26 protein-coding genes are annotated in these 25,121 nt (G+C 65.7%); 12 read left to right on the forward strand and 14 right to left on the reverse strand.

Annotated features, from left to right (window positions below; all coding sequences use genetic code 11):
• Window positions 1–7: 7 nt before the first annotated feature.
• Entirely contained in the window at window positions 8–928 is a 921-nt protein-coding gene (locus FG93_RS09250) for a metal ABC transporter substrate-binding protein (RefSeq protein ID WP_052513543.1), read from the reverse strand.
• 129 nt (window positions 929–1,057) lie between these two features.
• On the opposite strand from FG93_RS09250, the gene FG93_RS09255 reads away from it, so the two are divergent.
• On the forward strand, window positions 1,058–1,519 hold the full coding sequence (locus FG93_RS09255; protein WP_200878089.1) for a Fur family transcriptional regulator: 462 nt from the start codon (window positions 1,058–1,060) through the stop codon (window positions 1,517–1,519).
• A 107-nt stretch (window positions 1,520–1,626) separates the two neighbouring features.
• Here the strand turns inward: FG93_RS09255 and acs are convergent, their stop codons facing one another.
• The 6 genes from acs to tsaD form a co-directional block, all read right to left on the reverse strand.
• The gene (acs, locus tag FG93_RS09260) at window positions 1,627–3,573 is read right to left on the reverse strand and encodes an acetate--CoA ligase (protein ID WP_043233863.1); all 1,947 of its coding nucleotides are present in this window, start codon (window positions 3,571–3,573) and stop codon (window positions 1,627–1,629) included.
• Between the two features lie 234 nt (window positions 3,574–3,807).
• Complete coding sequence (locus tag FG93_RS09265; RefSeq protein ID WP_043233864.1) at window positions 3,808–4,095, reverse strand: DUF418 domain-containing protein; 288 nt, start codon at window positions 4,093–4,095, stop codon at window positions 3,808–3,810.
• A 57-nt stretch (window positions 4,096–4,152) separates the two neighbouring features.
• Entirely contained in the window at window positions 4,153–4,560 is a 408-nt protein-coding gene (locus FG93_RS09270) for an EVE domain-containing protein (protein WP_043233866.1), read from the reverse strand.
• Window positions 4,560–4,889 (reverse strand): hypothetical protein, encoded by a 330-nt coding sequence (locus tag FG93_RS09275; protein ID WP_043233867.1) that lies wholly within the window; start codon window positions 4,887–4,889, stop codon window positions 4,560–4,562. Before FG93_RS09275 ends, FG93_RS09270 begins: the two co-directional genes overlap by 1 nt.
• Window positions 4,890–4,900: 11 nt before the next feature.
• Window positions 4,901–5,893, reverse strand: a complete 993-nt coding sequence (locus tag FG93_RS09280) for an NAD(P)H-dependent glycerol-3-phosphate dehydrogenase (RefSeq protein WP_043233869.1) — start codon at window positions 5,891–5,893, stop codon at window positions 4,901–4,903.
• 26 nt (window positions 5,894–5,919) lie between these two features.
• On the reverse strand, window positions 5,920–6,963 hold the full coding sequence (tsaD, locus tag FG93_RS09285; protein ID WP_043233870.1) for a tRNA (adenosine(37)-N6)-threonylcarbamoyltransferase complex transferase subunit TsaD: 1,044 nt from the start codon (window positions 6,961–6,963) through the stop codon (window positions 5,920–5,922).
• A gap of 175 nt (window positions 6,964–7,138) precedes the next feature.
• Between tsaD and hemC the strand changes: the two genes are divergently transcribed.
• From hemC to rpoH, 5 genes are all read left to right on the forward strand, one after another.
• On the forward strand, window positions 7,139–8,089 hold the full coding sequence (hemC, locus tag FG93_RS09290; RefSeq protein WP_052513544.1) for a hydroxymethylbilane synthase: 951 nt from the start codon (window positions 7,139–7,141) through the stop codon (window positions 8,087–8,089).
• A 43-nt stretch (window positions 8,090–8,132) separates the two neighbouring features.
• Complete coding sequence (locus FG93_RS31130; RefSeq protein WP_161783797.1) at window positions 8,133–10,085, forward strand: uroporphyrinogen-III synthase; 1,953 nt, start codon at window positions 8,133–8,135, stop codon at window positions 10,083–10,085.
• Between the two features lie 16 nt (window positions 10,086–10,101).
• Complete coding sequence (locus FG93_RS09300; protein WP_052513546.1) at window positions 10,102–11,805, forward strand: heme biosynthesis protein HemY; 1,704 nt, start codon at window positions 10,102–10,104, stop codon at window positions 11,803–11,805.
• A gap of 95 nt (window positions 11,806–11,900) precedes the next feature.
• On the forward strand, window positions 11,901–12,953 hold the full coding sequence (locus FG93_RS09305; RefSeq protein WP_081881409.1) for an RluA family pseudouridine synthase: 1,053 nt from the start codon (window positions 11,901–11,903) through the stop codon (window positions 12,951–12,953).
• Window positions 12,954–13,166: 213 nt separating this feature from the next.
• Window positions 13,167–14,063 carry an RNA polymerase sigma factor RpoH gene (rpoH, locus tag FG93_RS09310; RefSeq protein WP_043233872.1) on the forward strand — a complete coding sequence of 299 codons (897 nt, stop codon included), beginning with the start codon at window positions 13,167–13,169 and terminating at the stop codon, window positions 14,061–14,063.
• A gap of 58 nt (window positions 14,064–14,121) precedes the next feature.
• Here the strand turns inward: rpoH and FG93_RS09315 are convergent, their stop codons facing one another.
• The gene (locus tag FG93_RS09315; RefSeq protein ID WP_161783798.1) at window positions 14,122–15,162 is read right to left on the reverse strand and encodes a DUF2125 domain-containing protein; all 1,041 of its coding nucleotides are present in this window, start codon (window positions 15,160–15,162) and stop codon (window positions 14,122–14,124) included.
• A 137-nt stretch (window positions 15,163–15,299) separates the two neighbouring features.
• Here FG93_RS09315 and FG93_RS09320 point away from each other — a divergent pair, with 137 nt between their 5' ends.
• Window positions 15,300–15,863, forward strand: a complete 564-nt coding sequence (locus FG93_RS09320; protein ID WP_043233874.1) for a gamma-glutamylcyclotransferase — start codon at window positions 15,300–15,302, stop codon at window positions 15,861–15,863.
• Between the two features lie 3 nt (window positions 15,864–15,866).
• Here the strand turns inward: FG93_RS09320 and FG93_RS09325 are convergent, their stop codons facing one another.
• The 5 genes from FG93_RS09325 to ftsE form a co-directional block, all read right to left on the reverse strand.
• Window positions 15,867–16,253 carry a hypothetical protein gene (locus tag FG93_RS09325; protein WP_043233876.1) on the reverse strand — a complete coding sequence of 129 codons (387 nt, stop codon included), beginning with the start codon at window positions 16,251–16,253 and terminating at the stop codon, window positions 15,867–15,869.
• Window positions 16,254–16,348: 95 nt separating this feature from the next.
• Window positions 16,349–17,179: a 1-acyl-sn-glycerol-3-phosphate acyltransferase gene (locus FG93_RS09330; protein WP_244448543.1), complete on the reverse strand. Its 831-nt coding sequence runs from the start codon at window positions 17,177–17,179 to the stop codon at window positions 16,349–16,351.
• Window positions 17,136–17,933 carry a YdcF family protein gene (locus FG93_RS09335; protein WP_244448544.1) on the reverse strand — a complete coding sequence of 266 codons (798 nt, stop codon included), beginning with the start codon at window positions 17,931–17,933 and terminating at the stop codon, window positions 17,136–17,138. Before FG93_RS09335 ends, FG93_RS09330 begins: the two co-directional genes overlap by 44 nt.
• A gap of 84 nt (window positions 17,934–18,017) precedes the next feature.
• Entirely contained in the window at window positions 18,018–18,977 is a 960-nt protein-coding gene (locus FG93_RS09340) for an ABC transporter permease (RefSeq protein WP_043233877.1), read from the reverse strand.
• Window positions 18,964–19,623, reverse strand: a complete 660-nt coding sequence (gene ftsE, locus FG93_RS09345) for a cell division ATP-binding protein FtsE (protein WP_274533614.1) — start codon at window positions 19,621–19,623, stop codon at window positions 18,964–18,966. Before ftsE ends, FG93_RS09340 begins: the two co-directional genes overlap by 14 nt.
• A gap of 279 nt (window positions 19,624–19,902) precedes the next feature.
• On the opposite strand from ftsE, the gene FG93_RS31135 reads away from it, so the two are divergent.
• The 4 genes from FG93_RS31135 (at window position 19,903) to FG93_RS09365 (ending at window position 23,442) form a co-directional block, all read left to right on the forward strand.
• On the forward strand, window positions 19,903–20,700 hold the full coding sequence (locus tag FG93_RS31135; RefSeq protein WP_052513547.1) for a zinc-ribbon domain-containing protein: 798 nt from the start codon (window positions 19,903–19,905) through the stop codon (window positions 20,698–20,700).
• Between the two features lie 153 nt (window positions 20,701–20,853).
• On the forward strand, window positions 20,854–21,414 hold the full coding sequence (gene hpt / locus FG93_RS09355) for a hypoxanthine phosphoribosyltransferase (protein WP_043233878.1): 561 nt from the start codon (window positions 20,854–20,856) through the stop codon (window positions 21,412–21,414).
• 3 nt (window positions 21,415–21,417) lie between these two features.
• Window positions 21,418–21,789 (forward strand): response regulator, encoded by a 372-nt coding sequence (locus FG93_RS09360; protein ID WP_043233880.1) that lies wholly within the window; start codon window positions 21,418–21,420, stop codon window positions 21,787–21,789.
• 285 nt (window positions 21,790–22,074) lie between these two features.
• Window positions 22,075–23,442: an Nramp family divalent metal transporter gene (locus FG93_RS09365; RefSeq protein WP_043233881.1), complete on the forward strand. Its 1,368-nt coding sequence runs from the start codon at window positions 22,075–22,077 to the stop codon at window positions 23,440–23,442.
• Here FG93_RS09365 and FG93_RS31140 read toward each other — a convergent pair.
• Window positions 23,411–23,923: a TspO/MBR family protein gene (locus FG93_RS31140; protein ID WP_244448545.1), complete on the reverse strand. Its 513-nt coding sequence runs from the start codon at window positions 23,921–23,923 to the stop codon at window positions 23,411–23,413. The genes FG93_RS09365 and FG93_RS31140 overlap by 32 nt on opposite strands.
• Here FG93_RS31140 and FG93_RS09375 point away from each other — a divergent pair.
• Window positions 23,922–25,076: a PLP-dependent aspartate aminotransferase family protein gene (locus FG93_RS09375; RefSeq protein ID WP_043233883.1), complete on the forward strand. Its 1,155-nt coding sequence runs from the start codon at window positions 23,922–23,924 to the stop codon at window positions 25,074–25,076. The two genes, FG93_RS31140 and FG93_RS09375, sit on opposite strands and share 2 nt — an antisense overlap.
• The last annotated feature ends 45 nt before the right edge of the window (window positions 25,077–25,121 follow it).

Raw genomic sequence — 25,121 nt, forward strand, 5'->3', positions numbered from 1 at the left:
TGAATGTTCACTGCCCGAAACCCTTCGCGATGGTGTCGACGGTGACGTCCAGCAGCTTCAGATAGGTCGGCACCGGTCCGTTCTCGGCGGAGAGCGAGTCGACATAGAGGACGCCGCCATAGGCCGCGCCGGTTTCGCGTCCGACCTGCCTGGCTGCCTTGTCGGAGATCGTGCTCTCGCTGAAGACAGCGGGAATCTTGTTCTTGCGCACGAGGTCGATCAGCCGCCGCACCTGCTGCGGCGTGCCCTGTTCATCGGCATTGATCGGCCAGAGATAGGCCTCCCTCCAGCCAAAATCGCGTGTCAGGTAGCTGAAGGCACCTTCGCTGGAGACGAGCCAGCGCCTGCCCTCCGGCACCTTGTCGAGCCGGGCCCGCAACGGCGCGTCGATCGCCCTGATCTGCTCGGAATAGGCCTTCGCGTTCCTGGAATAGGTCTCGGCATTCGCAGGATCAGCAGCCGCGAGCGCCTTTCGAATGTTCTCGACATAGATCAGCGCGCTCGCCGTCGACATCCAGGCATGCGGATTGGGCTTGCCCTCATAGGGCCCTTCCTTGATGCCCATCGGCACGATGCCCTCGGTCACGACCGCGCTCTTCACATCCCTGACGTTCTCGAAGAAACGCTCGAACCAGCGCTCGAGATTCATGCCGTTCCAGAGCACGAGATCGGCCGATTGCGCCTTCACCACATCGAGCGGGGTCGGCTGATAGTCATGGATCTCGGCACCGGGCTTGGTGATCGATTCCACGATCGCCGCGGTGCCGGCGACGTTCTGCGCAATGTCCTGGATCACCGTGAAGGTCGTGACAACGCGCAGCGGCCTGGACGCGCCGGCCTGAGCCAGCACCCCCTGACCCGTTGCTGCAAAACCGGCCGCGAAGGCGATGGCGGCGGCCAGATTCGTGAAGCGGCGACGCGAAGGCATGATCTCTCCTGCTGCAGGCTCGATCCTCTCACGCTAATGCAAATCACTTGCATCTGTCAACGCAGTTGCAAGCGATTTGCGATAAGCTCGAACTTTTGCAAATGCGTCTCAACATGCTATCCCGTTGGCATGAAGGGAATCGATAAACGGGTAGCCCTCTTCGAGGAGGAGCTCAGGCGGGCGGGACTGCGGATGACGCAGCAGCGCCGGCTGATTCTGCGCGTGCTGGCCGAGGCCGACGACCACCCCGACGCCAAGGGCATCTTCACGCGCGCCTTTGCGCATGACCCGACCCTGTCACTGTCGACGGTCTATCGGACGATGAAGCTGCTGGAGACGCAAGGAGCGATCGAACGCCACGCCTTCGAGGACGGCGTTTCGCGCTATGAGCACGCAGACCAGCATCACCATGATCATCTGATCGATGTCGAGACCGGTCAGGTCGTCGAATTTTCGTCGCCCGAGATCGAGGTGCTGCAAGCCAAGATCGCGGCCGAACTCGGCTATGAGATCGTCCGCCACAGGCTCGAACTGTACGGACGGAAGATGCCGGGCGCCAACAAGCGCAAGAGCGCCGGGAAGGCTGACTGAGCCGCCATGGTCGGTCTCGTCCCGACCATCAACGTTTCCCGCTGAAGCATCCCGCTGCGCCATGCCCGGCACAAGGCCGGGCATGGCGTCGGAGCGCGTCACTGCTCTCAGCCCGCCTTGCGCTTGTTCTGGCGGTTGGAAATCAGGTCGTCCACCACGGCCGGATCGGCCAGCGTCGACGTGTCGCCGAGCGCGCCGAACTCGTCTTCGGCGATCTTGCGCAGGATACGGCGCATGATCTTGCCGGACCGCGTCTTCGGCAGGCCGGGCGCGAACTGGACCAGATCCGGTGAGGCGATCGGGCCGATCTCCTTGCGCACATGCGCGACCAGTTCCTTGCGCAGGGCCTCGCTCGATGCCTCTCCCTGCATCAGGGTGACATAGGCGTAGATGCCCTGCCCCTTGATATCGTGGGGATAGCCGACCACCGCAGCCTCCGAGACCTTCGGATGCGCCACCAGTGCCGACTCGACCTCCGCCGTGCCCATGCGGTGGCCGGACACGTTGATCACGTCGTCGACGCGGCCGGTGATCCAGTAGTAGCCGTCTGCGTCGCGCCGGCAGCCGTCGCCGGTAAAGTACTTGTTCGGATAGGTGGCGAAATAGGTTTCCTCGAAGCGCTTGTGGTCGCCATAGACCGTGCGCATCTGGCCAGGCCAGCTCTCTGCGATCACCAGATTGCCTTCGGTCGCACCCTCCAGCACCTTGCCCTCGGCATCGATGATCTCCGGCTTGACGCCGAAGAAGGGCCGCGTCGCCGATCCGGGCTTGAGCCTGGTCGCACCGGGCAGCGGCGTGATCAGGATTCCGCCCGTCTCGGTCTGCCACCAGGTATCGACGATCGGGCAGCGATCATCCCCGACGACACGGTGATACCACTCCCAGGCCTCCGGATTGATCGGCTCGCCGACCGAGCCGAGCAGGCGCAGCGACTTGCGCTTGGTCTTCTTCACCGGCTCCTCGCCGGCGCCCATCAGCGAGCGGATGGCAGTCGGCGCGGTGTAGAAGATGCTGACCTTGTGCTTGTCGACGACCTCCCAGAAGCGCGAGATCGTCGGATAGGTCGGGATGCCCTCGAACATCAGCGTCGTCGCGCCATTCGCCAGCGGGCCGTACACGATATAGCTGTGCCCGGTGACCCAGCCGACATCGGCCGTGCACCAGTAGATGTCGCCGTCATGATAGTCGAAGACGTATTGATGCGTCATCGAGGCATAGACGAGATAGCCGGCGGTGGTGTGCAGAACGCCTTTGGGCTTGCCCGTCGAACCCGAGGTGTAGAGGATGAAGAGCGGATCTTCGGACTTCATCTCGACCGGTGGGCAATGCCCGGAGACCTTGGCGGCCTCTTCGTGATACCAGACGTCGCGGCCCTCCTGCATCGCGACATCGCCGCCGGTGCGCTTGACCACGATCACGGCCTTGACCGGGGCCTTTTCGGCTGCCGCGTCGACATTGACCTTGAGCGGCACCTTGCGCCCGCCGCGCAGGCCTTCATCCGCCGTGATCACCACATCCGAAGTTGCATCGGCGATGCGCCCGGCCAGCGAATCCGGAGAGAAGCCGCCGAAGACGATTGAATGCACCGCGCCGAGCCGCGCGCAGGCGAGCATGGCATAGGTCGCCTCGGGGATCATCGGCATGTAGATCGTGACCCGGTCGCCCTTCTTGACGCCCTGCGCCTTCAGCACGTTCGCGAACTTGCAGACCTCGGTATAGAGCTGGCCGTAGCTGATCTTCTTGGATTCGGACGGATCGTCGCCTTCCCAAATGATGGCCGTCTGCTTGGCGCGCGTCGCCAGATGCCGGTCGACGCAGTTGTAGGAGACGTTGGTGGTACCGTCTTCATACCATTTGATCGAGACCTTGCCCGGCTTGTAACTGACGTTCCGCACCTTGCTGAACGGCTTGAACCAGTCGATCCGCTTGCCGTGCTCGGCCCAGAACTTGTCGGGGTCCTTGATCGAGGCCGCGTACATCTTCTTGTATTTGGCGTCGTTCAGATACGCCTTTTTGGCCCAGGCGGCCGGCACGTCATAGATCTTGTCGGACATAGAAGACTTCTCCCCGGACTTGGACCGCAATCAGCCCATCTTCGTCGCGGCTCATGGCATGAGTGCCGGATTCCTCGGCAAATAACGACCGCTTCTTTCGAATTGCGCGCATCATAAAGCGCGAAAGAGCGGCGGCAAGCCACGCGCCCTCGCACTTTGGTTTCAAAGACTTTTGGCGAGGGTCGGTTAGGTCGACCAGGCGCCGGATTGCCCGCTATCGTGCGATATTGGCCGTCATTGCCGCAACCGACGCGGCCCTGCCATGCGCTCGACGAAACACTCGAACGGCCCCTTGCTGAAGGTCCGCGACCAGAGCGACGCCAGCGCCAGCAGGGACGCAGAGGTTACGGCCGCCACAAGCACGCAGGCCGCGGGCCCGAAGCGCCCGTAAAGGCCAAGGCCATAGCCGAGGAGGATCAGCGCGCAGACGATCATGACAAGGCTCATCAGCGGCGGGAAGACCCCACGCACAATCAGTCCGGCGGCAGCAAACGCAGGTTTCGCCTTACCAGGAGGCGCCATCGTGACCGCTGAGTAAGTGAAACTGCCGACGAAGGCAGACAGCCAAAATCAGCGCGCTCAGAGCCCGCCCATCTTGCACACCAACGCCCATTCATCGTCGGTCACCGGCTGCACCGACAGGCGGAAGGACGTGACCAGCGCCATCTTGGCGAGTGCCGGCGTGGCCTTCACCTGAGCAAGGGTCACCGGCTTCGGCAGCGGCTTCACCGCCTTGAAGTCGACATAGACCCAAGGCTCGCCCGGGTTCGCGAGATAGTGCTCCTTGATGACCTCGACGATGCCGACGACCTCGAGCCCCTCGTTCGAGTGGTAGAAGAAGACCTGATCGCCCGTCTTCATCGCCATCAGGTTGAGCTTGGCCGTGTGATTCTTCACGCCATCCCAATGCGTGCCCTTGGCTCCGGCCCTGACCTGGTCGTCCCAGGACCAGGCGGACGGTTCGGATTTGACCAGCCAGTGAGCCATCAGACGTCATCCTCTTTCGTCGGGGCAGGCGGACGCATCGCGGCCTCGCCCTGTTCGTTCCAGAATCGCACCATCTCGCGCGTCAGCGCGGCATAATCCTGCGGGCCGAGTTCGACCCTTACTTCGCCTTCGCCGAAGGGCAGAATCAGCACGAAGCGGTGGGTGTCGTCGCCACGCCGCCGGCGATGCTGGATCACCGGTCCGGCGGGCACCCGCCCGGCCAGCGCCACCGGCATGCTCTCGGCAACCAGCTCCGAGCCGGTGGCCTTCCGTACCTCGGCGACACCGCGTGCCACGCGCTTGCTCAGATCCGACCAGTCGCCTGCCATGGTCTTGCTCCCTAATTCTCCGCCCGGACCGGCCGCGCCAGCAACCCCGTGACCGCTTCGCGGACGCCGATGCGCTCGGCGATAATCGCCGCGACGGCCTCGGCAATGGGAGTCTCGATGCCGCGTGCCTGCGCCATCTCCGCCAGGATGGACGTCGTGAAGGCGCCCTCAGCCAGCTTGCCCACGGCGGCCTCGGCCGGCGTCTTGCCCTGGCCGAGCGCCAATCCATAGGCGAAATTGCGTGACTGCGCCGAAGCGCAGGAGAGCACGACATCGCCCAGCCCCGAAAGCCCCATCAACGTTTCGGATTGCGCGCCATAAGCCTCGCCGAAGCGCCTGAGCTCGGCAAAGCCGCGCGCCACCAGCGCGGCACGGGCGCTCTCGCCATAGCCAAGCCCGATCGCGATCCCCGCTGCGATGGCCAGCACGTTCTTCGCGGCTCCGCCGATCTCGACGCCACGGATGTCGACGCCATGATAGATGCGAAAGGATGCAGAACTCAGAGCCTCGGCCAGATCCTGCGCCAGATCCGCCTCGCGCGCTGCCAGTGTCAGAGCGGTGGGCAACCCGCGTGCGATGTCGGCGGCAAAGCTCGGACCGGACAGGATGGCCGGGACCGCGCCGGGCCAAAGCTCGGCGATGATTTGCGTCGTGAACAACCCGCTCTTCTGCTCGATGCCCTTGGCCGCGGAGATCGTCGGCACGCCATCGGGCAAAGCTTGCGCGAGCGCGGTGCAGACCTGTCGCAGCGCCTGGGTCGGAACGGCGAGGATCAGCGCCTGTGCCTCGGCAAGCGCGGCAAGGTCGGTCACGGGCGATACGGCGGCGGGCAGCGTCGCGCCCGGCAGGCGCGGCACCTCGCGACGCTCGCGCATGGCTGCAATGGCCTCGGGATCGCGCGCCCAGAGCAGCACGCTTCGCCCGGCCCGCGCCGCGGCCAGAGCCAGTGCGGCACCGAAGGAGCCGCCGCCTACGACGCCGATCGTCTCGATGGCCTTGCTCATGTCGGCCCGCTCGCGTCGCTCACGGATCACGCCTGGACCTTGATTTCGTCCAGCGGCCAGCGTGGCCGGGCAACAGCGCTCATGTCGTCGACAAGCCCGAGCCTCAGCCTCTCGAGCCCGGCCCAAGCGATCATCGCGCCATTGTCCCCGCAAAGCGCAACCGGTGGTGCAACCATCGGCAGGCCGGCCTCGGTCGCAAAGCGGGTCAGCCCGCGGCGGATGGGCTGGTTGGCGGCAACGCCACCGGCGACCACCAAGGTCGTGGGCATGATCCCGGCGCCACGGCAGGCGCGCAGGCCCGCCCGCGTGCGGTCGACGAGCACGTCGACGACCGCTGCCTGGAAGGAGGCACAGAGGTCAGCGACGTCGCGGTCCGAAAGCGGCGCAATGCGTTCCGCCACCAGCCTGACCGCGGTCTTGAGGCCGGAAAGCGAAAAATCGGGCTTGGGCCGCCCAGCCATGGGCCGTGGAAATTCGAAGCGTTCGGGATCGCCCTTTTCGGCCTCTCGCTCGACGGAGGGGCCGCCCGGATAGGCCAAGCCGAGCATCTTCGCAATCTTGTCGAAAGCCTCGCCGACCGCGTCGTCGATGGTGCCTCCGAGGCGCAGATAATCGCCGACACCGCGCACTGCCAGGAGCTGCGTGTGTCCGCCCGAGACCAGAAGCAGCAGATAGGGAAAGGCGACGCCGTCGGTTAGCCGCGCCGTCAGCGCATGAGCTTCGAGATGGTTCACCGCAATGAAGGGGCGGCCGGTCACCAGCGCGATCGCCTTCGCCGTGGTCAGCCCGACCATGACACCGCCGACCAGACCCGGCCCGGCAGCCGCGGCGACAGCGTCGATCTCGGAGGGCTTGAGTCCGGCATTCGCGAAGGCGCGAGCGACGATCCGATCGATGGCCTCGACATGCGCACGCGCCGCGATCTCCGGCACCACGCCGCCATAGGCCGCATGTGCGGCGATCTGACTCAGGATCTCGTTGGACAGGATTTTGGCTTCGCCGGCGCGATCAACGCCCACGATTGCAGCCGCGGTCTCGTCACAAGTCGTCTCTATCCCCAGAACGCGCATGATCGATCGACAAATCTCGGACAGGTTTCGGCCCGAACGGGCCACAAGGGGAAGGCGGGCGGAGCTCCGACGGTTTCGCGCCGGGGATTCCCTCGTATAGTGCGCCATGGAGCATAAGGCCAAGAGGCCGTGGAGTTCGCCGGCCAGCCGCCGGCATCAGGAAGACGCAAACAGAATGAACGAGATCGTAGCTTCGGTTCGCGGACGCCAGGTCGGCCGCTTTGTCATTGGCACGCGCGGCAGCCCCCTGGCATTGGCGCAGGCCAATGAGTTCGCGGGCCGCCTCGCCGAGGCTCATGGCTGGGCACGAGAAGAGCTGCCGCTCGAAATCATCGTCACGACGGGCGACTCCATTCGCGACCGTCCCCTCTCGGAGGCCGGTGGAAAGGGTCTGTTCACCAAGGAGATCGACCAGGCTCAGATCGAGGGCCGGATCGACTACGCTGTCCACTCCGCCAAGGATCTTCCTACAAAATTGCCCGACGGCCTCACCATCGCTGGCTATCTCCCCCGCGAGGATGTGCGCGACGCGTTGATCGCGCGCGGCATTTCCCGCGTTGCCGACCTGCCGCAAGGCGCTGTCGTCGGTTCGGCCTCGCTGCGCCGCCAGGCCATCTTGAGGCGCATCCGGCCCGATCTCGAGATCGTCCTGCTGCGCGGCAATGTCGCAAGGCGGCTGGAGAAGGTGGCGAAGGGCGAGATCGACGCCACCCTGCTCGCCATCGCCGGGCTGAAGCGGCTCGGGCTCGCCGACAAGGCGAGCGGCATCCTTTCCATCGAGGAATCGCTTCCGGCCGTCGGCCAGGGTGCGATCGCAGTTGCGGTTCGCACCGGGGACACGGCAAGCTTGGAGGCTGTCCAGCCGATCCTCTGCCGTGACACCGGCATCGCACTCGCCGCCGAACGCGCCTTCCTGACCGAGCTCGATGGTTCCTGCCGGACACCGATCGCCGGCCATGCCACGGTCGAGGGCGACAGCTTCCATTTGCGCGGGCTGCTGCTTTCTCCCGACGGCACGGCGGTGGCCGAGGATAGCTGCAGCGGTCCCGTCAGCGAGGCCGCGGAACGTGGTGCCGAACTCGGACGCGCCCTGCGCGCCAGGGCTCCGGCGGGAATCTACTCATGAGGCCGGGCGCTCCATGAACGCCAACGACGCGACAGGAGGGCGCATGCGCGTATTCGTGTTCAGACCGCAGGCGGATGCCGAACGCAGCGCCCGCGCGCTCACCGCCCATGGCCATGAGCCGATCGTGGCGCCGCTCTTCGACGTGGTCCGCCTCTCCGAGCCCGTACCCAAGGGTACATTCGCCGCGCTGATCCTGACCAGCGGCAATGCTGTGCCGGCACTCGCCGATGCGCCGGCCGCCTGGCGGGACCTGCCGGTTTTCACCGTCGGAGCGCGGACGGCCGCGAAGATGCGCGACGCGGGTTTTGAGGATGCGCGCAGTGCCGATGGCGACCGCAACGACCTGATCGCTCTGATCCAGCGCAACATCGCCATGCCAGCACGGCTGCTTCTGGTCGCTGGCCGGGACCGTCATGACGACGTCGCGGAGCGCCTGGGCAAGGCCGGCTACGAGATCGCGAGCTGGACGGCCTATGCGGCCGAGGCCAAGCCCAGCCTGCCTGAAGCGGCAGCAGCCAGCCTGCGCGATGGGCGCGCCGAAGCCGCGCTTCACTATTCACCACGGGGCGCCCAGACCTTCCTCGCCCTGACACGCGCCTCCGCTCTCAGTGAACAGGCGCTCGAACTGACACATGTCACGCTTTCGGCGGAGGTTGCGGCTCCCTTGATCGCAGCAGGCGCCAGCACGGTCCTGGTTGCGGAATACCCCGAGGAAGCGGCCCTGCTGGCCGCCCTCGATCAAGTGACCGCTCGCAATCGTCGCGCCGAGGATGTTAGACAGGCCGTGACCGCGCCGGCCGGCGTCGAGACGGACAAGGACGCGATGAGCGAGCCGCAGACATCCACGCCGCGCGGACGCCACCGGCGAACTCCCCCGACCATCGACGGCAAGGCCGAGGAGGCCGCGACGGCCGCACCCGAAGTCGCCTCATCGGAGACTGACCAGGTGCCCCCCGCAGCCACGCAGTCGGGTGAGTTCACGCACGAGAGCGCGCCACCGGCGCCTGAGCCGATTGGCTTGCCTCCATCCGATTCTGCGCCGCCCGTTGTGGGCCAGCCGTCTCCCCCTTCCCGGCTGCCATGGGCTGCATTGGCCGCGACCGGCCTGATCGGCGGCGTCCTTGGGGCGGGTCTCATGATGCTGGTCGATTCCCGCTCGACGCCCGATACCAGCGAACAGCAGATCGCCGAGTTGAAGGGGCGCATCGAGACCCTGCAGCGCACGACGACCAGTCTGCAAGGCGCGGTCACAAGCCTGCCTCAGCGCGCGGCGCTGGAGGCGCTCGATCGGCGGGTCAGCGCAACATCGGAGGCCGCCACCAATGCCGTCGCGGAAGCAAAGACCGCCACAGCACGGCTGGCAGAACTCGCAAACGCGCCCGTCCCGGCCACGGTCGAGAACAGTTCGGCCATCGCCGGGCTGACGCAACGCCTCGGCACTGTCGAAACGCTGGCCAAGTCCGCCGCCTCACCGAGCCCCCAGGCATTCGCCGCGGCGCGCATCGTGCTGGCTGAACGCATCCAGGGCGCGCTTTCTGCCGGCAGGCCTTTCACAGCCGATATCGCAGCGCTCGGCAAGGGCGGCGGTTCGGCCGAACAGCTGGCCGCCCTCTCCGCCGTAGCCACCACCGGCGCCCCGACGCAGGATGCGCTGCTGGCGCAGTTCCGGCTACATCGCGCCATGTTCGACCGAGAAATGACGCCTGCCGCCAAGGACTGGCAGGACCGCCTTCTCGGGCTCGCCAGCAAGGTCGTCACCATCCGCCCGGTCGGAGATAGCGGCGCGAACGATCCTGCGACGCTGGTGATCCGCCTCGAGAACGCGCTTGCGCATAGCGAGTTCGGCAAGGCCGCCGGCCTCTGGGCTCAACTGCCCGAGCCGGCGCGGCGGGACAGTGCCGAGTTCGGTGCCGGCTTGCAGAAGCGCGCTGCCGCGGAAGCCGCGATCGGCAGGATTGCACAGGATGCGGTTGCCGCGCTCGGCGCGGGTGGCTGACGGAGGATAGCGTTCAATGGTTCGCGTGCTGCTCTATCTCTTCGTCATCGCCTGTCTCGCGGCTGGTGCCGTCTGGCTGGCCGACCGCCCCGGCGAGGTCTCGGTCCTCTGGCAGGGCTACCGCATCGAGACGAGCGTCGCGATCGCGGCGATCGGCGTCATTATCCTGGCATTCCTCGCCATGCTCGCGTGGGCCGCAGTGCGCTTCGTTCTCGGCCTGCCCTCCGCCTTCAGCTTCGCCTCGCGCGCGCGACGTCGGGCACGCGGCTTCGAGGCCGTCTCCCGGGGCATGGTCGCGATCGGTGCGGGTGATCCGGTGGCCGCCGGCCGCTATGCCGTCGACGCCCGCAAGCTTTCCGGCAACGAACCGCTGACCCTGCTGCTGGAAGCACAGACAGCCCAGCTCTCGGGCGACCGGGGCCGGGCGGAAGCCGCCTTCAAGGCCATGCTCGACAAGCCGGAAACACGGGTGCTCGGCTTGCGCGGCCTCTTCGTCGAGGCCCGCCGCCGTGGCGACATGGCGGCTGCACGCGCCTTTGCCGACGACGCCGTGCGGCGTTCCCCCTCGCTCGCCTGGGCCAATGACGCGCTGCTCGATTTCCACACCAGCGCCGGAGATTGGCAGGCAGCGCGCACGGCCGTCGAACGCCGCGCCGCCCTGCGCCTGGCCGAGAAGGCGGACGCCAGGCGCCAACGCGCCGTGTTGCTGGCGGCGGAAGCCCTCGACGCGAAAGGCAGCGAACCGGAAAAGGCTTTGGCCACCGCCCTGGAAGCGACAAAACTCGCTCCAGGCCTCACGCCTGCAGCCGCCCTTGCAGGGCGCATGCTCGCCGAGCGCGGCGATATCCGCAAGGCCGCCAAGCTGCTGGAGGCTGCCTGGCGCGAGGTCTCGCATCCCGACATCGCCGCCGCTTATCTCGATGTGCGCCCCGGCGACAGTGCGCGGGATCGCCTCGCGCGGGCCGAAACACTCGTGAAGCTGCGCCCGGCCGACCCGGAGGGCGTGCTGGCTCTCGCCGGCGCGGCGATCCATGCCCGTGATTTCGCCAAGGCCCGCCAGACGCTGAAGCCATTGCTGGCCGGCGGCGCTTCCGTCCGCGTCTGCCTGCTGATGGCCGAACTCGAAGAGGCCGAGCATGGTTCGGCCGGTCGGGTTCGCGAATGGCTCTCGCGCGCCACGCGTGCGCCGCGTGACGCGGCCTGGGTCGCGGACGGGCTGGTCTCTGACCAGTGGCTGCCCGTCTCACCGATCTCGGGGCGGCTTGACGCCTTCGTCTGGACCGTTCCTCCGGCAACACTCGGCAGCCAGGCGTCCGCGATCGACGACGTGCTGGCCGATCTCGATGATTCCGCACCGCTGCTGGAAGGGCGTGCCGAGATGGTAGCACCTGTCGAGGCCGCCAGGCCGGTGGTCGAGCAGGCAACGCTCGTCGAAACCGAGCCTGCGAAGGCCGAGCCCGCCAAGCCTGCGATGGACGAAAAGCCTGCAGTGGACGAGAAGCCGGCAACGGAGCCTGTCGCGAAAGTTGAACCGGCCCCCGCCGCCAAGCTCCCAACTCCGGTGATCGAGGCGACAGCGGCTCCCGCCGCGGCAGCCTCGATCCGCGATCATCGTCCGTCCCCGGTGATCTTCCCGGTATCGCACGCACCGGACGACCCCGGCCCAGAGGACGCTCAACCAGCCGCGGCCGCCAAGGCAAAATTTCGCCTCTTCGGCTGATCGACGCGCGAGCCGGCCGAGGGACGCGCCGCTTCCGCATGGGTGATCGCGCGAAAAGGGGTGCGGGCCTCCCTCCCGCCCCTTATAGCGGTCTCATGAACACCGAACCGACTGCCCCAATCTCGGCCTCCCCGGACAACGCTGAGGGCGTCAGCCTGCATGTCGCCCCGGAACAGGCAGGAACGCGCCTCGACAAGGCGCTCGCCATGCTTGCCGGCGAAATCTCGCGCGCCCGCCTGCAGCAGGTCATCCGAGAGGGCGGCGTGAGCCTCAACGGCACCGTTGCAGGCGATCCGAGCCGGAAGGTGGCCGCCGGAGACGTCCTGACGCTGGTCATGCCCGCAGCCAAGCCTGCGGCGCCCGTGGGTCAGTCAATTCCGCTCGAGGTGGTCTACGAGGATGATGCCCTGATCGTGATCAACAAGCCCGCCGGGCTTGTCGTCCATCCCGCGGGAGGACATGCGGACGGCACGCTGGTCAATGCGCTGATCGCCCATTGCGGTGACAGCCTCTCCGGCATTGGCGGTGTCAGGCGGCCCGGCATCGTGCATCGGCTCGACAAGGACACCAGTGGACTTCTCGTGGTGGCCAAGACCGACAAGGCGCATCAGGGGCTTGCCAAGCAGTTTGCCGACCACGGCCGCACAGGACCGCTGGAGCGCGCCTACCTCGCGCTGGTCTGGGGCACGCCGCGCCGGCCGCATGGCACGATCGAGGCCGCACTCGAACGTTCGAACCGCAACCGCGAGAAGATGGCGGTCGTTGCCGAAGGCCGCGGCCGCGAGGCAATCACCCACTTCACGGTTCTGGAGCGCTATCCGCCGCTGCTTCGCGGGCATGAGGAAACCGAAGCGCTGGCCAGCCTGATCGAGTGCAGGCTGGAAACCGGGCGCACGCATCAAATTCGCGTCCATATGAGCCATCTCGGCCACCCCTTGCTGGGCGACCAGCTCTACGGCTCCGGCTACATGACCAAGGCAAGTCGCCTTCCCGACGGCGCGCGCAATGCGCTGGCGGCCCTCGGCCGGCAGGCGTTGCATGCGACGGTGCTCGGCTTTGCCCATCCCGTGACGGACGAGGAAATGTATTTCGAGGCTCCTCCGCCGGTCGATTTTGCAAATCTGCAAGCGGAACTCGCGGCCCTGTGAGCTAATCTGGCCACTTCGCCTACTTTCCGCCAAGCTCCATTGGCATATAATGGGAGTTGGATGCGGATGGCTTAAGGGGCGCCGCATGGGGCCGGGTCCGGCGAACCGTCACATGGTTCGCGCGTTGGTTCAGGCACATCATCCAAAACCTGCGCGAGGGTCGTTCGCGCGGTTGGCTTGCCGCGAAGCGGGAGCCAGGAAAGGAGAACGAGCATGGCGATTGCATCGCTGCCCGTCATGTCCGCGGAGGGCGGACTTTCACGTTATCTCGAAGAAATTCGCAAGTTCCCGATGCTGGAGCCGAGCGAGGAATACATGCTCGCCAAGAGCTGGCGCGAGCATGGCGACCGCGATGCGGCGCATAAGCTCGTCACCTCGCATCTGCGGCTGGTGGCCAAGATCGCCATGGGCTATCGCGGCTACGGCCTGCCGATCGGCGAAGTCGTGTCTGAAGGCAATGTCGGCCTGATGCAGGCGGTCAAGCGCTTCGAGCCCGACAAGGGCTTCCGTCTTGCCACCTACGCCATGTGGTGGATCAAGGCCTCGATCCAGGAATACATCCTGCGCTCCTGGTCGCTGGTGAAGATGGGGACCACCGCCAATCAGAAGAAGCTGTTCTTCAACCTGCGCAAGGCGAAGAGCAAGATCTCGGCGCTTGGCGAGGGCGACCTCAAGCCGGATCAGGTCAAGACCATCGCGACCAAGCTCGGCGTCAACGAGCAGGACGTCATCGACATGAACCGCCGTCTCGGCGGCGATGCGTCGCTGAACACGCCGTTGCGCGAGGATGGCGAGGGCGAATGGCAGGACTGGCTCGTCGACGACAGCGAGAGCCAGGAACGCCGCTTGGCCGACTCCGAGGAAAGCGATAACCGCCACCAGGCGCTTCGCGAAGCGCTGACCGTGCTCAATCCGCGCGAACGCCGGATCTTCGAGGCGCGCCGGCTGGCCGATGACCCGATCACGCTCGAACAACTCTCCGAAGAGTTCGGGGTCTCGCGCGAACGCGTCCGGCAGATCGAGGTCCGCGCCTTTGAAAAGGTGCAGGAGGCCGTCAAGAAGGCCTTGACCAGGATCGAAGCGCCGCGGGCTGCCTTGCCCGCGAACTGAACCCTGAAACCTTAGGCAGCACAATACGAAGAGGGGGCGGTGACGCCCCCTTTTCTGTTCAGTAGAGCGGGGCCAAAGGCTGCAGGGGCAGCCGGAACGGCCCGAGATAGACCCGCCCCTCGCGCAGGACGACCGGCGGCAGAGGCGTCAACCCGGGTGCGCCGCCGCTCGGCTTGCCACCAAGCAGCCCGCCAAGCCCGGCGGCGAGACCACCGACCTTCATGCCGCCAATCCGATCGATGCCCGCGACCGCGGCATCGATCTGACCGGACATGCGATGCGTCTGGTCAAGCAGCAGACGCCCGCTGGCCTCGAGCCGAGCGGGCCCCTTTGTCGTCAGCAGCCGGGTCAGTTCGAGCTGCCCGCCGGTATGGCGCCAGGCTTCGAGCGCATCGGGATTGAACCCGGCCTTGAACGCCAGCGATTGCGTCAGGCTCGCCTGCATCTCGATATCACCAGGTTCGGTGGTTCCGAGCAGAGCATCGAGCGCGGGCAGCACCGAACCCTTCGCAGTCAGCGCAAGATCTGCCACCTGCTCGGCCGCAAAACGCGTCGGATTACGGCGCAGATGCACTTCCAGCTGATTGGCGCGCCAGGTTTCATTGCCCGCGCCGGGCGCGGTCAATGTCGCATTCGGCTCGACCAGCACCATGGAGAAACGCTCGGGCTCGCGCTCCTTCAGCGCCAGGCTGGCCTCGAGCTGGCTCCAGCCGAGATCAAGCTTGCGGCCTTCGGGCAGGACTGCTTGCAGCGGCCCCTTCACCTCAAGGATGACGAGGCCGGGCGAATAGATCTGCCCGACCGCCACGCCCGGGCCAGTCTCGACCTTGACCGTATCGCCCCAGCGCGACGAGGTCAGCGTCAGCCCGGCGCAGCGGACCTCGATCCGAAAGGGAAAGCCTTCGACGGAACGATCGCTGCATGTCCATGTCCGACCCATCTGGACCTCGCGGGCGACAGCGCGATCAAGCCCCTCGACCACCCGCCCCTTGATGAAGAACCAGAAGCCCGACCAGGCCACGGCCAGCAGCACGAGCAGGGCGAAGGGCGCATAGAGCCAGAAGCGGCCTCGGCGGCGCGCGGAAGGGAGGTCGGTCATGCAGCAGCGATCCATTGCGCGAAAGCGGCCGGATTGTTAGCTCCCGGTCGCAGGAAGCGCCAGACCCGCCAATCTCTCGGCGGATTCGGGCGCTTCCTTCGTCAAGCAGTTCCTGACGGCGAAACTGTGGGATAACGATGACAGCGGATGCAACTTCTGACGATCTCTGGGTCTTCGGCTACGGTTCGTTGATCTGGCGCCCCGGCTTCGCCTTCGAGGAAAGCGTGGCGGCCCGGCTCAACGGTTATCATCGCTCGCTCTGCGTCTTCTCGCATGTCCATCGCGGCACCCCGGAACGGCCAGGCCTGGTGCTTGGGCTCGATCGGGGCGGTATTTGCCGAGGGCTCGCCTTCAAGGTGGCGCCCGCCCATGCCGCCGGGACCATCGCCTATCTGCGCGAGCGCGAGCAGGCGACCTCCGTCTATCTCGAACGCCATCTGCCCGTCAGCCTCGAGGATGGCCGCCGTGTCCGGGCGCTGGTCTATGTCGCCGACCGCAAACACCTGCAATATGCTGGCCGCCTGCCGGCGGAGGAGTTGCTCAAACTGGTGCGCCAGGGCCGCGGAAGTTCCGGCGAGAATCCCGACTACGTCCTGCGCACGCATGATCATCTGCGCAAGATGGGCATCTTCGACCCGGTCCTGAGTCATCTTGCTCATGTGCTGGCGCCCGGTCTTCCGGAGTCGCGCCCGCCGCTCTGAGCCTCACACCTGCGGCATCAGGTCGAGCAGGGCGGCCCGGCGGCTCAAGCCGTCTTCGGCGAGCAGATGGATATGGATCTCGCTCGCCCCTGCAAGCACGACCGAACGGCGCCAGCGCGTCAGCGCGGCTTCGATCCCGAAAGGACCACTCTCGCGCGCCGCGATGATCTGCCGGTCTTCCGATACCGCGAGCAGCACGGCATCGCTGAAGCCGAGCGCATGATCGTCCGTGACCGAAAAGACTGAGGCGACATAGCGCTGCCCTGATCGACCACGCCAGGCCGTGAAGCGACGTTCGCCCAATCCCGCGGCGCTGCGCAGCGGCATTTCGCGCGCGTCGGTGCCAGGCTCGGCGCCCCATTCGTCCAGCTTAAGGGCGAGAACAGGCATTTGTTCCTCCTTTGTTCCAAACAAAAAGAGAACAGATTTCGCTGCCTGTCAAGCACCGCGAACCTTGCGCGAGCAGAGTGCGCTGCCGGTTTCGTCTAAGCGAGGGGATCGTGCCCGATCTTGGCGAGTTCGCCGCGTCCCGTAGTGAGCAGCCTGTCGCTCGCAGTCTCGATGCGATCCTGCAGCAAGGCCTGGAAAGCTTCCTTCGACATGCCGGGCAGGATCGGCGGCAGGATTTCGACACGAATCGTCCCGGGCCGGCGCAGGAACTTACGGCGCGGCCAGTAGAGCCCCGAATTGAGCGCGACCGGCACACAGGGCACGCCGAGTTCGGCATAGAGATGCGCGACGCCGAACTTGTAGGCAGGCGGCGCCCCGGCCGGACGGCGCGTTCCTTCCGGGAAGATCAGGAGCTGACGGCCGTTCTGGCCGAGCTCGACCTTCGCACTGCGGGTCACATGCGAGAGCGCCCGTGCCCGCGCGCCGCGATCGACCGGGATCATGCGCATCTTCCACAGGCACCAGCCAAAGAACGGGATCCAGGTCAGTTCGCGCTTCAGGATGAACACAGGGTCCTGGAAGATGGTGACGAGTGCGAAAGTTTCCCAGAACGACTGGTGTTTCGCGGCCACCATCATGCCGCCCTGCGGAATATTCTCGAGACCGGTGATCTCGTAGCGGGTTCCAGCCGTAACCCGCATGAGCCACAACGCGCTGCGCGCCCAGCCCAGGGCGACCGCCAGCATATAGCGTCGCGGCAGGACAAGCGCGGGCAATGCCGCAAAGACCAGCCACAGGATCAGGTTCAGATAGAACAGGACATTGAAAAGGAGCGAGCGCAGCACGAGCATGGCGCGCAAAGAGCGCGCCGGCTCGCCGACGTCAAGCGCCGCGCTCCTCCGCCCCCAGCCGCGTGCGCTTTTCATTCTCGGGGCCGAGCACGCTGGCAGGCTTGGAGGAGACCGGCTTTCTCCCGCCGATGATCACCGACAGGCGCGATGTTTCAGGGTCGTCCTCCAGCATGCTGCGCAGCCGCGCCACCAGATATTTCACATATTCCGGGACGAGCACCTTTGCGACGCGCCATTCGTGCCACCAGCTCGCTGCATCGATATGGTCGGTCACCACCGGATGCGGCACGACACGAACGCCCGGCATCGCGTGGCTGAACTCGGCCAGCGCCCGCGGCATATGATAATTGGAGGTCACCAGCAGCAGCGACTTGAAATCGTGCCGGCGGACCCAGCGCCGTGCCTCGATGGCATTGCCGATGGTGTTGCGGGCCCGATAGTCGAGATCGACGCAACAGCCGAGCAGTTCGCGCGCCGAGGGGTTGAGCTTCGCGAGCTCCTCGCGGCCGGTGCGCTCGTTGACACCGCTGATCAGCAAGCGAGACCCGCGCTCGGCCCCGAGCAGGCCGATGGCATCGCCAACACGCTGGGCCCCGCCGGTCACGACGACAATCGCATCCGTACGCGGCGCGACCGCCGGCTCGCGCTGTTCGATCCTGGCAATGAACCCGGCAAAACCGCAGGCGAGCGCGATCGTCAGCAGGGCAGCAACGGCAATGGCCAGGCGCCGCGCCCAGACTCCTGCGGTGCTCCTCCTGCTCGCCGCGGTCAGCGACATCGCATCGTCACCCCCCTTCACCGGCAGCTGTCCGTGTCTGATTCCCATCATCACCATGTCTTGCCAGGCTAAACCGGCAATCGGGCATAAGGGCGGCGCGAAAAGCCGTCCTCCGCCCCAGAGATTAAGACTTCACTACGCCAGCACCCGCAAATAATGGCGCACGGTAAACCGTGAAACGAGACCGGATATCGCCGCCACCACCATCGCCACCAGAAGCACAGCGGCGTAACCTGACCAGCCGATCTCGAAAGCACCGAACATGGCCTGAATCTGCTCTGACCCTGGCGACGAACTCCAGCTGGAAGCGAGCCAGCCGAGAATGGCGATGGCCACGATCGCAGCAAGCCCCCCAGCCGCCCCTCCCCTGAGCCCGAGCCTGACGAAACGCGCCTGGAATTCCCGCGCGATGAAGTCATCGTCAGCTCCGACAAGATGCAAGACCTCGACGCTGTCGCGGCTGCCGGCCATCGCTCCGCGCGTCGCAAAGGCTACGGCCAGCGCCGCGGCCGTCAGGACCAGCAGCACGACGACGACACCGGCAAGGATGATGGTGTTGGCCATGGTCGAGAGACGGCGCATCCAGAGGCGGTGATCGTCCAGGCTCGCGGTCGGGACGTCGCGCCGTAGCGTTTCCTTGAACGCTGCGATTTCCGCCGAATTGCCGCTGCGCAGCTTCAACACGATCAGCCGCGGCACCGGCAGTTCGACAAGATCGAGTCCCGCGCCCAACCAGGGCTCGAGCAGCTTGTCCGATTCGGCCTTTGGCACGGCGCGAACCTCGTCGACGCCGGCAACGGCCCGTGCCATCTCGACAGCGCGCGCGACGTCGCTCTCGATGTTGCGGCGTGTGTCCGGCCTGATCTGGATCGTCATCTCATTGGCGACAGCACCGCGCCACTGCTCCGAGGCATGCGCGGCGAGCAGCGCCGCGCCGGCGCTGAGGGCCGCGAGAAAGGTCAGGATCGCGATCACGGCGACCAGGGCCCGTCCGGCAGCCGAATCGACCGGGACCAGCGGCTGGTCCCGTCGGAGATTGAGCGGTAGCGCGCGTTCACGCGGCTCCCCATCCTGCTCGAAGTCAGCTGTCGACATGAAGATGGCCGTCGGCAATGACAAGACGTGGAGCATCATAGAGCTCCATCAGCGCGAGATCATGCGTTGCGATGACGACTGCGGTCCCGAGTGACTGCAATTCCATGAACAGGCGCAGCAGTCGCCGGCCGAGCGCCGGGTCGACATTCCCGGTGGGTTCGTCCGCCAGCAACAGCTCCGGCCGCCCGATCAAGGCGCGCGCGATCGCGGCGCGTTGCTTCTCGCCGCCTGAGAGAATGGTGGGTACCGCATGCATGCGTTCGCCGAGACCGACCCAGCGCAGCAGCTCGACGACCTCGGCCCGGTAGCTCGTCTCCTCCTTGCCGAGCACGCGCAGCGGCAGCGCGACGTTCTCGTAGACGGTGAGGTGATCGAGCAGGCGAAAATCCTGGAACACCACCCCCATGCGGCGGCGAAAGGCCGTGAGTGTCGTCGCATCCAGCCGTGACACATCCTGGCCGAACAGGTTCACCAACCCGCGCGTCGGCTTCAGCGCCATCAGAACGAGCCGGATAAGAGTCGTCTTGCCGGCGCCAGACGGGCCGGTCAGATACTGGAACGAGCGCGGCGCGATACTGAAGTTGATGTCCTTCAACACCTCGGGGCCCATGCCGTAACGCAGACCGACATTCTCGAACCGAACCAAGCCCTCGTCCCTTCGGAGCAAGCCCGGCAGTCGCGGGCATCCCTTGCGAATCTCACCTGCGATCCTACACCGCAAGCTGGCGGCGGCGGAAAGCCGGCCCACCGTCAATCCATGCAGTACAGGTTCTTCACGGGGCGTTAACCATAAATCCCCCCAATGGGGCGAGACCTCCACGAGCCGCACGCGAAAGCTTGAATCGCACTGCGCCCGGGAAGAAATCTGGAGCGGCGCTTGAGCCGCCCGTACCGGTGCCATTGCGAAAGAGTCATTCGCCAAACCATGCTGATCGTCTGCCCGTCCTGCTCCAGCCAATATGAACTCGATGCGGCCAAACTTGGCCCGTCCGGACGCAAGGTGCGTTGCGCCAAATGCGAGACGCGCTGGCATGTCGAGGCCGAGCCCGAGCCCGTCGCATTTCCCGATGCGCCGAGCAGTGAGGAAACGACTGCCCTGCTCGACGAAGAATTGCGCCGCGCAGCCGAGATCGAGGAACAGGTGTCCGCACTCACAGCCGAGCGCGCAGCCCTGGCCGACAGCGATGAGCAGGCTGCCTCTGCCGCCAGGCCGCGCGGTCTCCGTTCTGCACGCAAGGGCCGAAAGGCCGTTCCGCAGCCGCTGGGCCTCCGCCTGCGAGCCATGGCAGCCCCCGCGCTCGCAATCGGTGGCCTTGCTGTGCTCGGCCTGCTTGTCTGGAAACGCGACATGGCGGTGCGCGGGGCTCCCCAGCTCGCTGTCGTCTTCGAGAAGATCGGTCTGCCGGTGAACGTGCGCGGCCTTAGCCTGACCGGCATCGAGAGCGGGGTCGTGCAGGACGCGCAAGGCCGCTTCCTGGTGGTCGAGGGCGATGTCACCAACATCACCAAGTCCGTCGCCAAAGTGCCGCAGATCGAGGTCGCAGTGCGCGATTCGGCCGGCCAGACACTCTATACCTGGGCAACGGAGCCGCCCCGCCCGAGCCTGGAACCGTCTGAACTCGTTCGCTTCCGGGCCCGGCTCGCAGCCCCCCCGGAAGCCGGGCAATCCGTGTTGGTGCGCTTCACGGCCGCCAAATCGGCCGGGATCGCCAGCGCACGCTGATCAGACAACGGTCGAGGTTGCCCGCGCCTTCACCTCGCCGCACTATCCCGCTGCAAGCGATCGTATAAACCTGCGATTGGAACCAGACTGCGCAGCACGCTGCGCCAAGCGGGCGGCCGGCAGCCGGCGAGACCCGAAAGGACACTGACGACGATGACTCAGCCCCAACGCATCCGGGTGCTCTACGAAGAGGCCGCGATCGCCAAGCGGAATGAGGAAATGGCGCGCGAAATCGCTGCTGCCTACCCGCCCGACCTGCTGGTTGTCGCAGTGCTCAAGGGCAGTTTCATGTTCGTGGCCGATCTCATCCGGGCGATGCATCGCGCCGGCATGACGCCGCAGGTCGAATTTGTCCATCTGTCGAGCTATCGCACTGCGACCATCTCCTCCGGGCAGGTTGAAATCCTGCGCGACGTGCAGAGCGATGTTCGTGGCCGCCAGGTGCTGCTGGTCGACGACATCCTCGAATCCGGCCGAACCCTCGCCTTCGCCAAGGACCTGCTGGCGGCCCGCGGTGCATCGCGGGTTTCGACGGTGGTGCTCCTGGAAAAGCCGGCCAAGCGTGCCGTCAACATTCAGGCCGATTATGTCGGCTTCGACTGTCCCGATTACTTCGTTGTCGGTTACGGCATGGATGTCGCACACTCCTATCGGCAGTTGCCCTATGTCGGCGTCATCGAGACTGCCGATCAGGCTGGCCTTCCGGGTATCTGAGCGATGTCGCGTATTCTGGTCGTCGACGATGAGGAAAGCCTGCGCGCCCTGGTGGCGCGCGGTCTCACGCTTGACGGACATGTCTGCATGATGGCGGGCGACGGCGCCGAGGCGCTGGAGATCCTCATGGCCGAGAAGGGGCGTTTCGACCTGCTGCTCACCGATATCCGCATGCCGCTGATGGACGGGATCGCGCTCGCGCTTGCCGCCAAGCAGGAGTTTCCGGACCTGCCCATCATGCTGATGACGGGCTATGCCGAGCAGCGTGAGCGCGCCAAGAGTCTGGAGGCGATCGTCTCGGAAGTGATGACGAAGCCCTTCACCATCGCCGAACTGCGCGCCACCGTCATGCGCGTGATCGAACGCTCGATCTGAACATCGCGATTACACCGACATCACACGCCCCGGCCAGTTCGGCAGCCCGGAGTGTGCCGACTTTTGGCTAAAGCATCGGCCCGAAAAGTGGATTGCGGTTTTTGGGGCAAAGCCGATGCAAACACAAAAGGTTAGATCATCGGGCCGGGTACGATATCCGGTCCGATGATCTAAGTCGCGGACTTCCGTCGTTGCATTTATTGCAACCGAGTTGCAGCTGCATTGACGGGTCTATCTCGACCTGACATCCTGCTCTTGCAAATGATTTGCAGGTCGGGGTCGAGAATGACGATCGATGTCGTGAGCACGTCGAAGGATGTCGCAGGCGCCTCGCACCCTGCCGGCTGGCAACGGCCGCGCGGTGATCCGTCGCTGATGGACGTCTTTCGATCGATCCCGGTTTCGGCCAAGGCCACTCCCTGGCGCAAGTTCCTCACATTTCTCGGCCCAGGCTATCTGGTTGCCGTCGGCTACATGGATCCCGGCAACTGGGCGACTTCGCTCGCCGGCGGCGCGCAGTTCGGCTACACGCTGCTGGTTGTCGCGCTTGTCTCCAATATCATGGCGATCATCCTGCAGTCGCTTTGCGCGCGGCTTGCGATCGCGACGGGCAGGGACCTCGCCCAGGCCTGCCGCGACGCCTATCCGCGCTGGGCCTCCTGGCCGCTCTGGATCTTTGCGGAACTGGCGATCTGCGCGACCGACCTCGCCGAGGTCATCGGCACGGCGATCGGCCTCAATCTGCTCTTCGGTATCCCGCTCGAAATCGGTGTACTGATCACCGCGCTCGATGTCTTCGTCATCCTCTGGCTGCAGACCAGGGGTTTTCGCTGGATCGAAGCCTTCATCATCACGCTGCTCGGCGTCATCGTAGTCTGTTTCGCGATCCAGATCGCGCTTGCAGACCCGGATTGGGGACAGGTCATTCGCGGCTTTGCCCCGACGACCGACATCATCACCAATCCGACCATGCTCTACCTGGCGCTCGGCATCATCGGCGCGACCGTGATGCCGCATAACCTCTATCTGCATTCCGGCATCGTGCAGACGCGCGCCTATGGCGGCAGCCTGCCCGAGAAGCGCGATGCGCTGAAATACGCGACACTGGATTCGACCGTCGCCCTGATGTTCGCGCTGACCATCAATGCAGCGATCCTGATCCTCGCCGCCGCGACCTTCTACAAAACGGGTCAGAACACCGTCTCCGAACTCGGGCGCGCGCATGAATTGCTCGCTCCGCTGCTCGGCGCCTCGATCGCCCCATCGCTCTTCGCCATTGCGCTGCTCTGCTGCGGCCTGAACTCGACGGTGACCGCCACCATGGCCGGACAAATCGTCATGGAAGGCTTCATCGACCTCAAGCTGCCGGCCTGGCTGCGTCGCCTGGTGACGCGACTGGTCGCCATCATCCCCGCCATCGTCGTGACGATCGTCTATGGCGAAGCCCAGACCGGCAAGCTGCTCATCCTTTCGCAGGTGATCCTCAGTTTCCAATTGCCCTTCGCCATCGTGCCGCTCGTCATGTTCACGGCATCGCGCAAGAAGATGGGCGAACTGGTCGCACCGCGTTGGCTGACGGCGAGCGCGTTCGTCATCGCAGCGATCATCATCGCCCTGAACATCAAGCTGCTCTTCGACGTCGCCTTTGGCTGAACCGAGCGAAAATCGACCGGTTCAGCAACCAGATCGAGATCGTCAGCAGGGTCGCGAAGGACACCCAGGCGGCATAAGGCCGGAGCAGGTTCGCCGCGTGCCGATCGAGTGGTCTGAACCGGGTGATCGTGACCAGGATCATCGCCAGTAGCGGCAGGATCACCAGGATCCCGGCGAGTGGGCTCTGCATTCCGAAGAACGCGAATGACCACGGCTTGGCGAGCGCCGCATGCCAGCCTGGAATCTGCGGGACAGTTGCCGCGCTGCCCAGCAAGGATGCAGCGACCACAGGGACGACCGCGATAGACAGATCGCCCCAAATCGGCCGCGGCGAATTTCGGGCCTTGCTCGACAATGTGCTTATGCCCTCAGCATGGGGTGCGTCTGCGGTGTCGGCAAGCCGAGCCCCTTGCGCCACCCCCCTTGCCTGCGCCAGATGGACATTCCCGTTCCTCATGGAACCTTTCCGGAATCGCTCCATGGCCAAGCGCCCGCTTCATCCCCGTTCGCTGGCCGCCCAGGCCATGGGCAAGATCGATCCGCTCACCAAGGGCGTCGTAACGCCGATCCATATCGCCACGACCTATATCCGCGACGAGGACAACGCCTATTCCTCCGGCTTCGTCTATGGCCGCCCGGACAACGAGACGGTGCGCGAGGCGGAAAGCGTGCTCGCCATGCTGGAAGAGGCGAAGGCAGGTGCTCTGCTCTTCGGCTCGGGCATGGCGGCAGCCACCGCTGTCTTCCAGGCGCTCTCGCCCGGCGATCATGTCGTCGCCTCGAAGGTGATGTACTGGGCGCTGCGCTCCTGGCTGCTGACGGAAGCCACGCGCTGGGGCCTGAAGATCGAATTCGTCGAGACCGACGATCTCGCCGCGCTGAAAGCCGCCGTGAAGCCGGGCGTCACCAAGCTGGTCTGGGCCGAAACGCCCTCAAATCCGCTCTGGACCATCACCGATATTGCCGCCGCAGCCGAAATCGCCCATGCGGCCGGTGCGAAGCTCGCGGTCGATTCGACCTGCGCTTCCCCGGTCCATACCCGCCCGCTTACGCTCGGCGCCGACATTGTCATGCACGCTGCGACCAAGGTGCTGAACGGCCATTCCGACGTCGTCGCCGGCGCCCTCTGCGCCCGCGAGGACGACGCGTTCTGGAACCGCGTGAAAACCGTCCGCAAGATGCAGGGCGGCATTCTGGGCCCCTTCGAGGCCTATCTGCTGATGCGCGGCATGCGCACCTTGCACGTCCGCCAGGAACGCCAGACGGCCTCTGCCATGGCGCTGGCCCAGAAGCTTTCCGCCCACCCGCTCGTGGCACGCGTACTCTATCCTGGCCTGCCGCAGCATCCGGGCCATGATATCGCGGCGCGCCAGATGCAGCACGGCTTTGGCTACATGCTCTCGATCCAGGTCACCGGCGGTGAGAGGGCGGCGGTCAAGGCGGCGGCCCATGTCGAACTCTACAAGCGCGCCACCTCGCTTGGCGGCGTCGAGAGCCTGATCGAGCATCGCGCCTCAATCGAGGGCCCAGGCTCGCCCTGCCCGGTCGATCTGCTGCGCCTCTCGACCGGCATCGAGGATGTCGAAGACCTCTACAACGACCTCGACCAGGCGCTGAAGGCCGGACACGCCTAGATCATCGGACCGGATATCCTATCCGGCCCGATGATCTAACCGTCT

This window comes from Allobosea sp. LC85, from assembly GCF_000735605.1.
Lineage (GTDB): Bacteria > Pseudomonadota > Alphaproteobacteria > Rhizobiales > Beijerinckiaceae > Allobosea.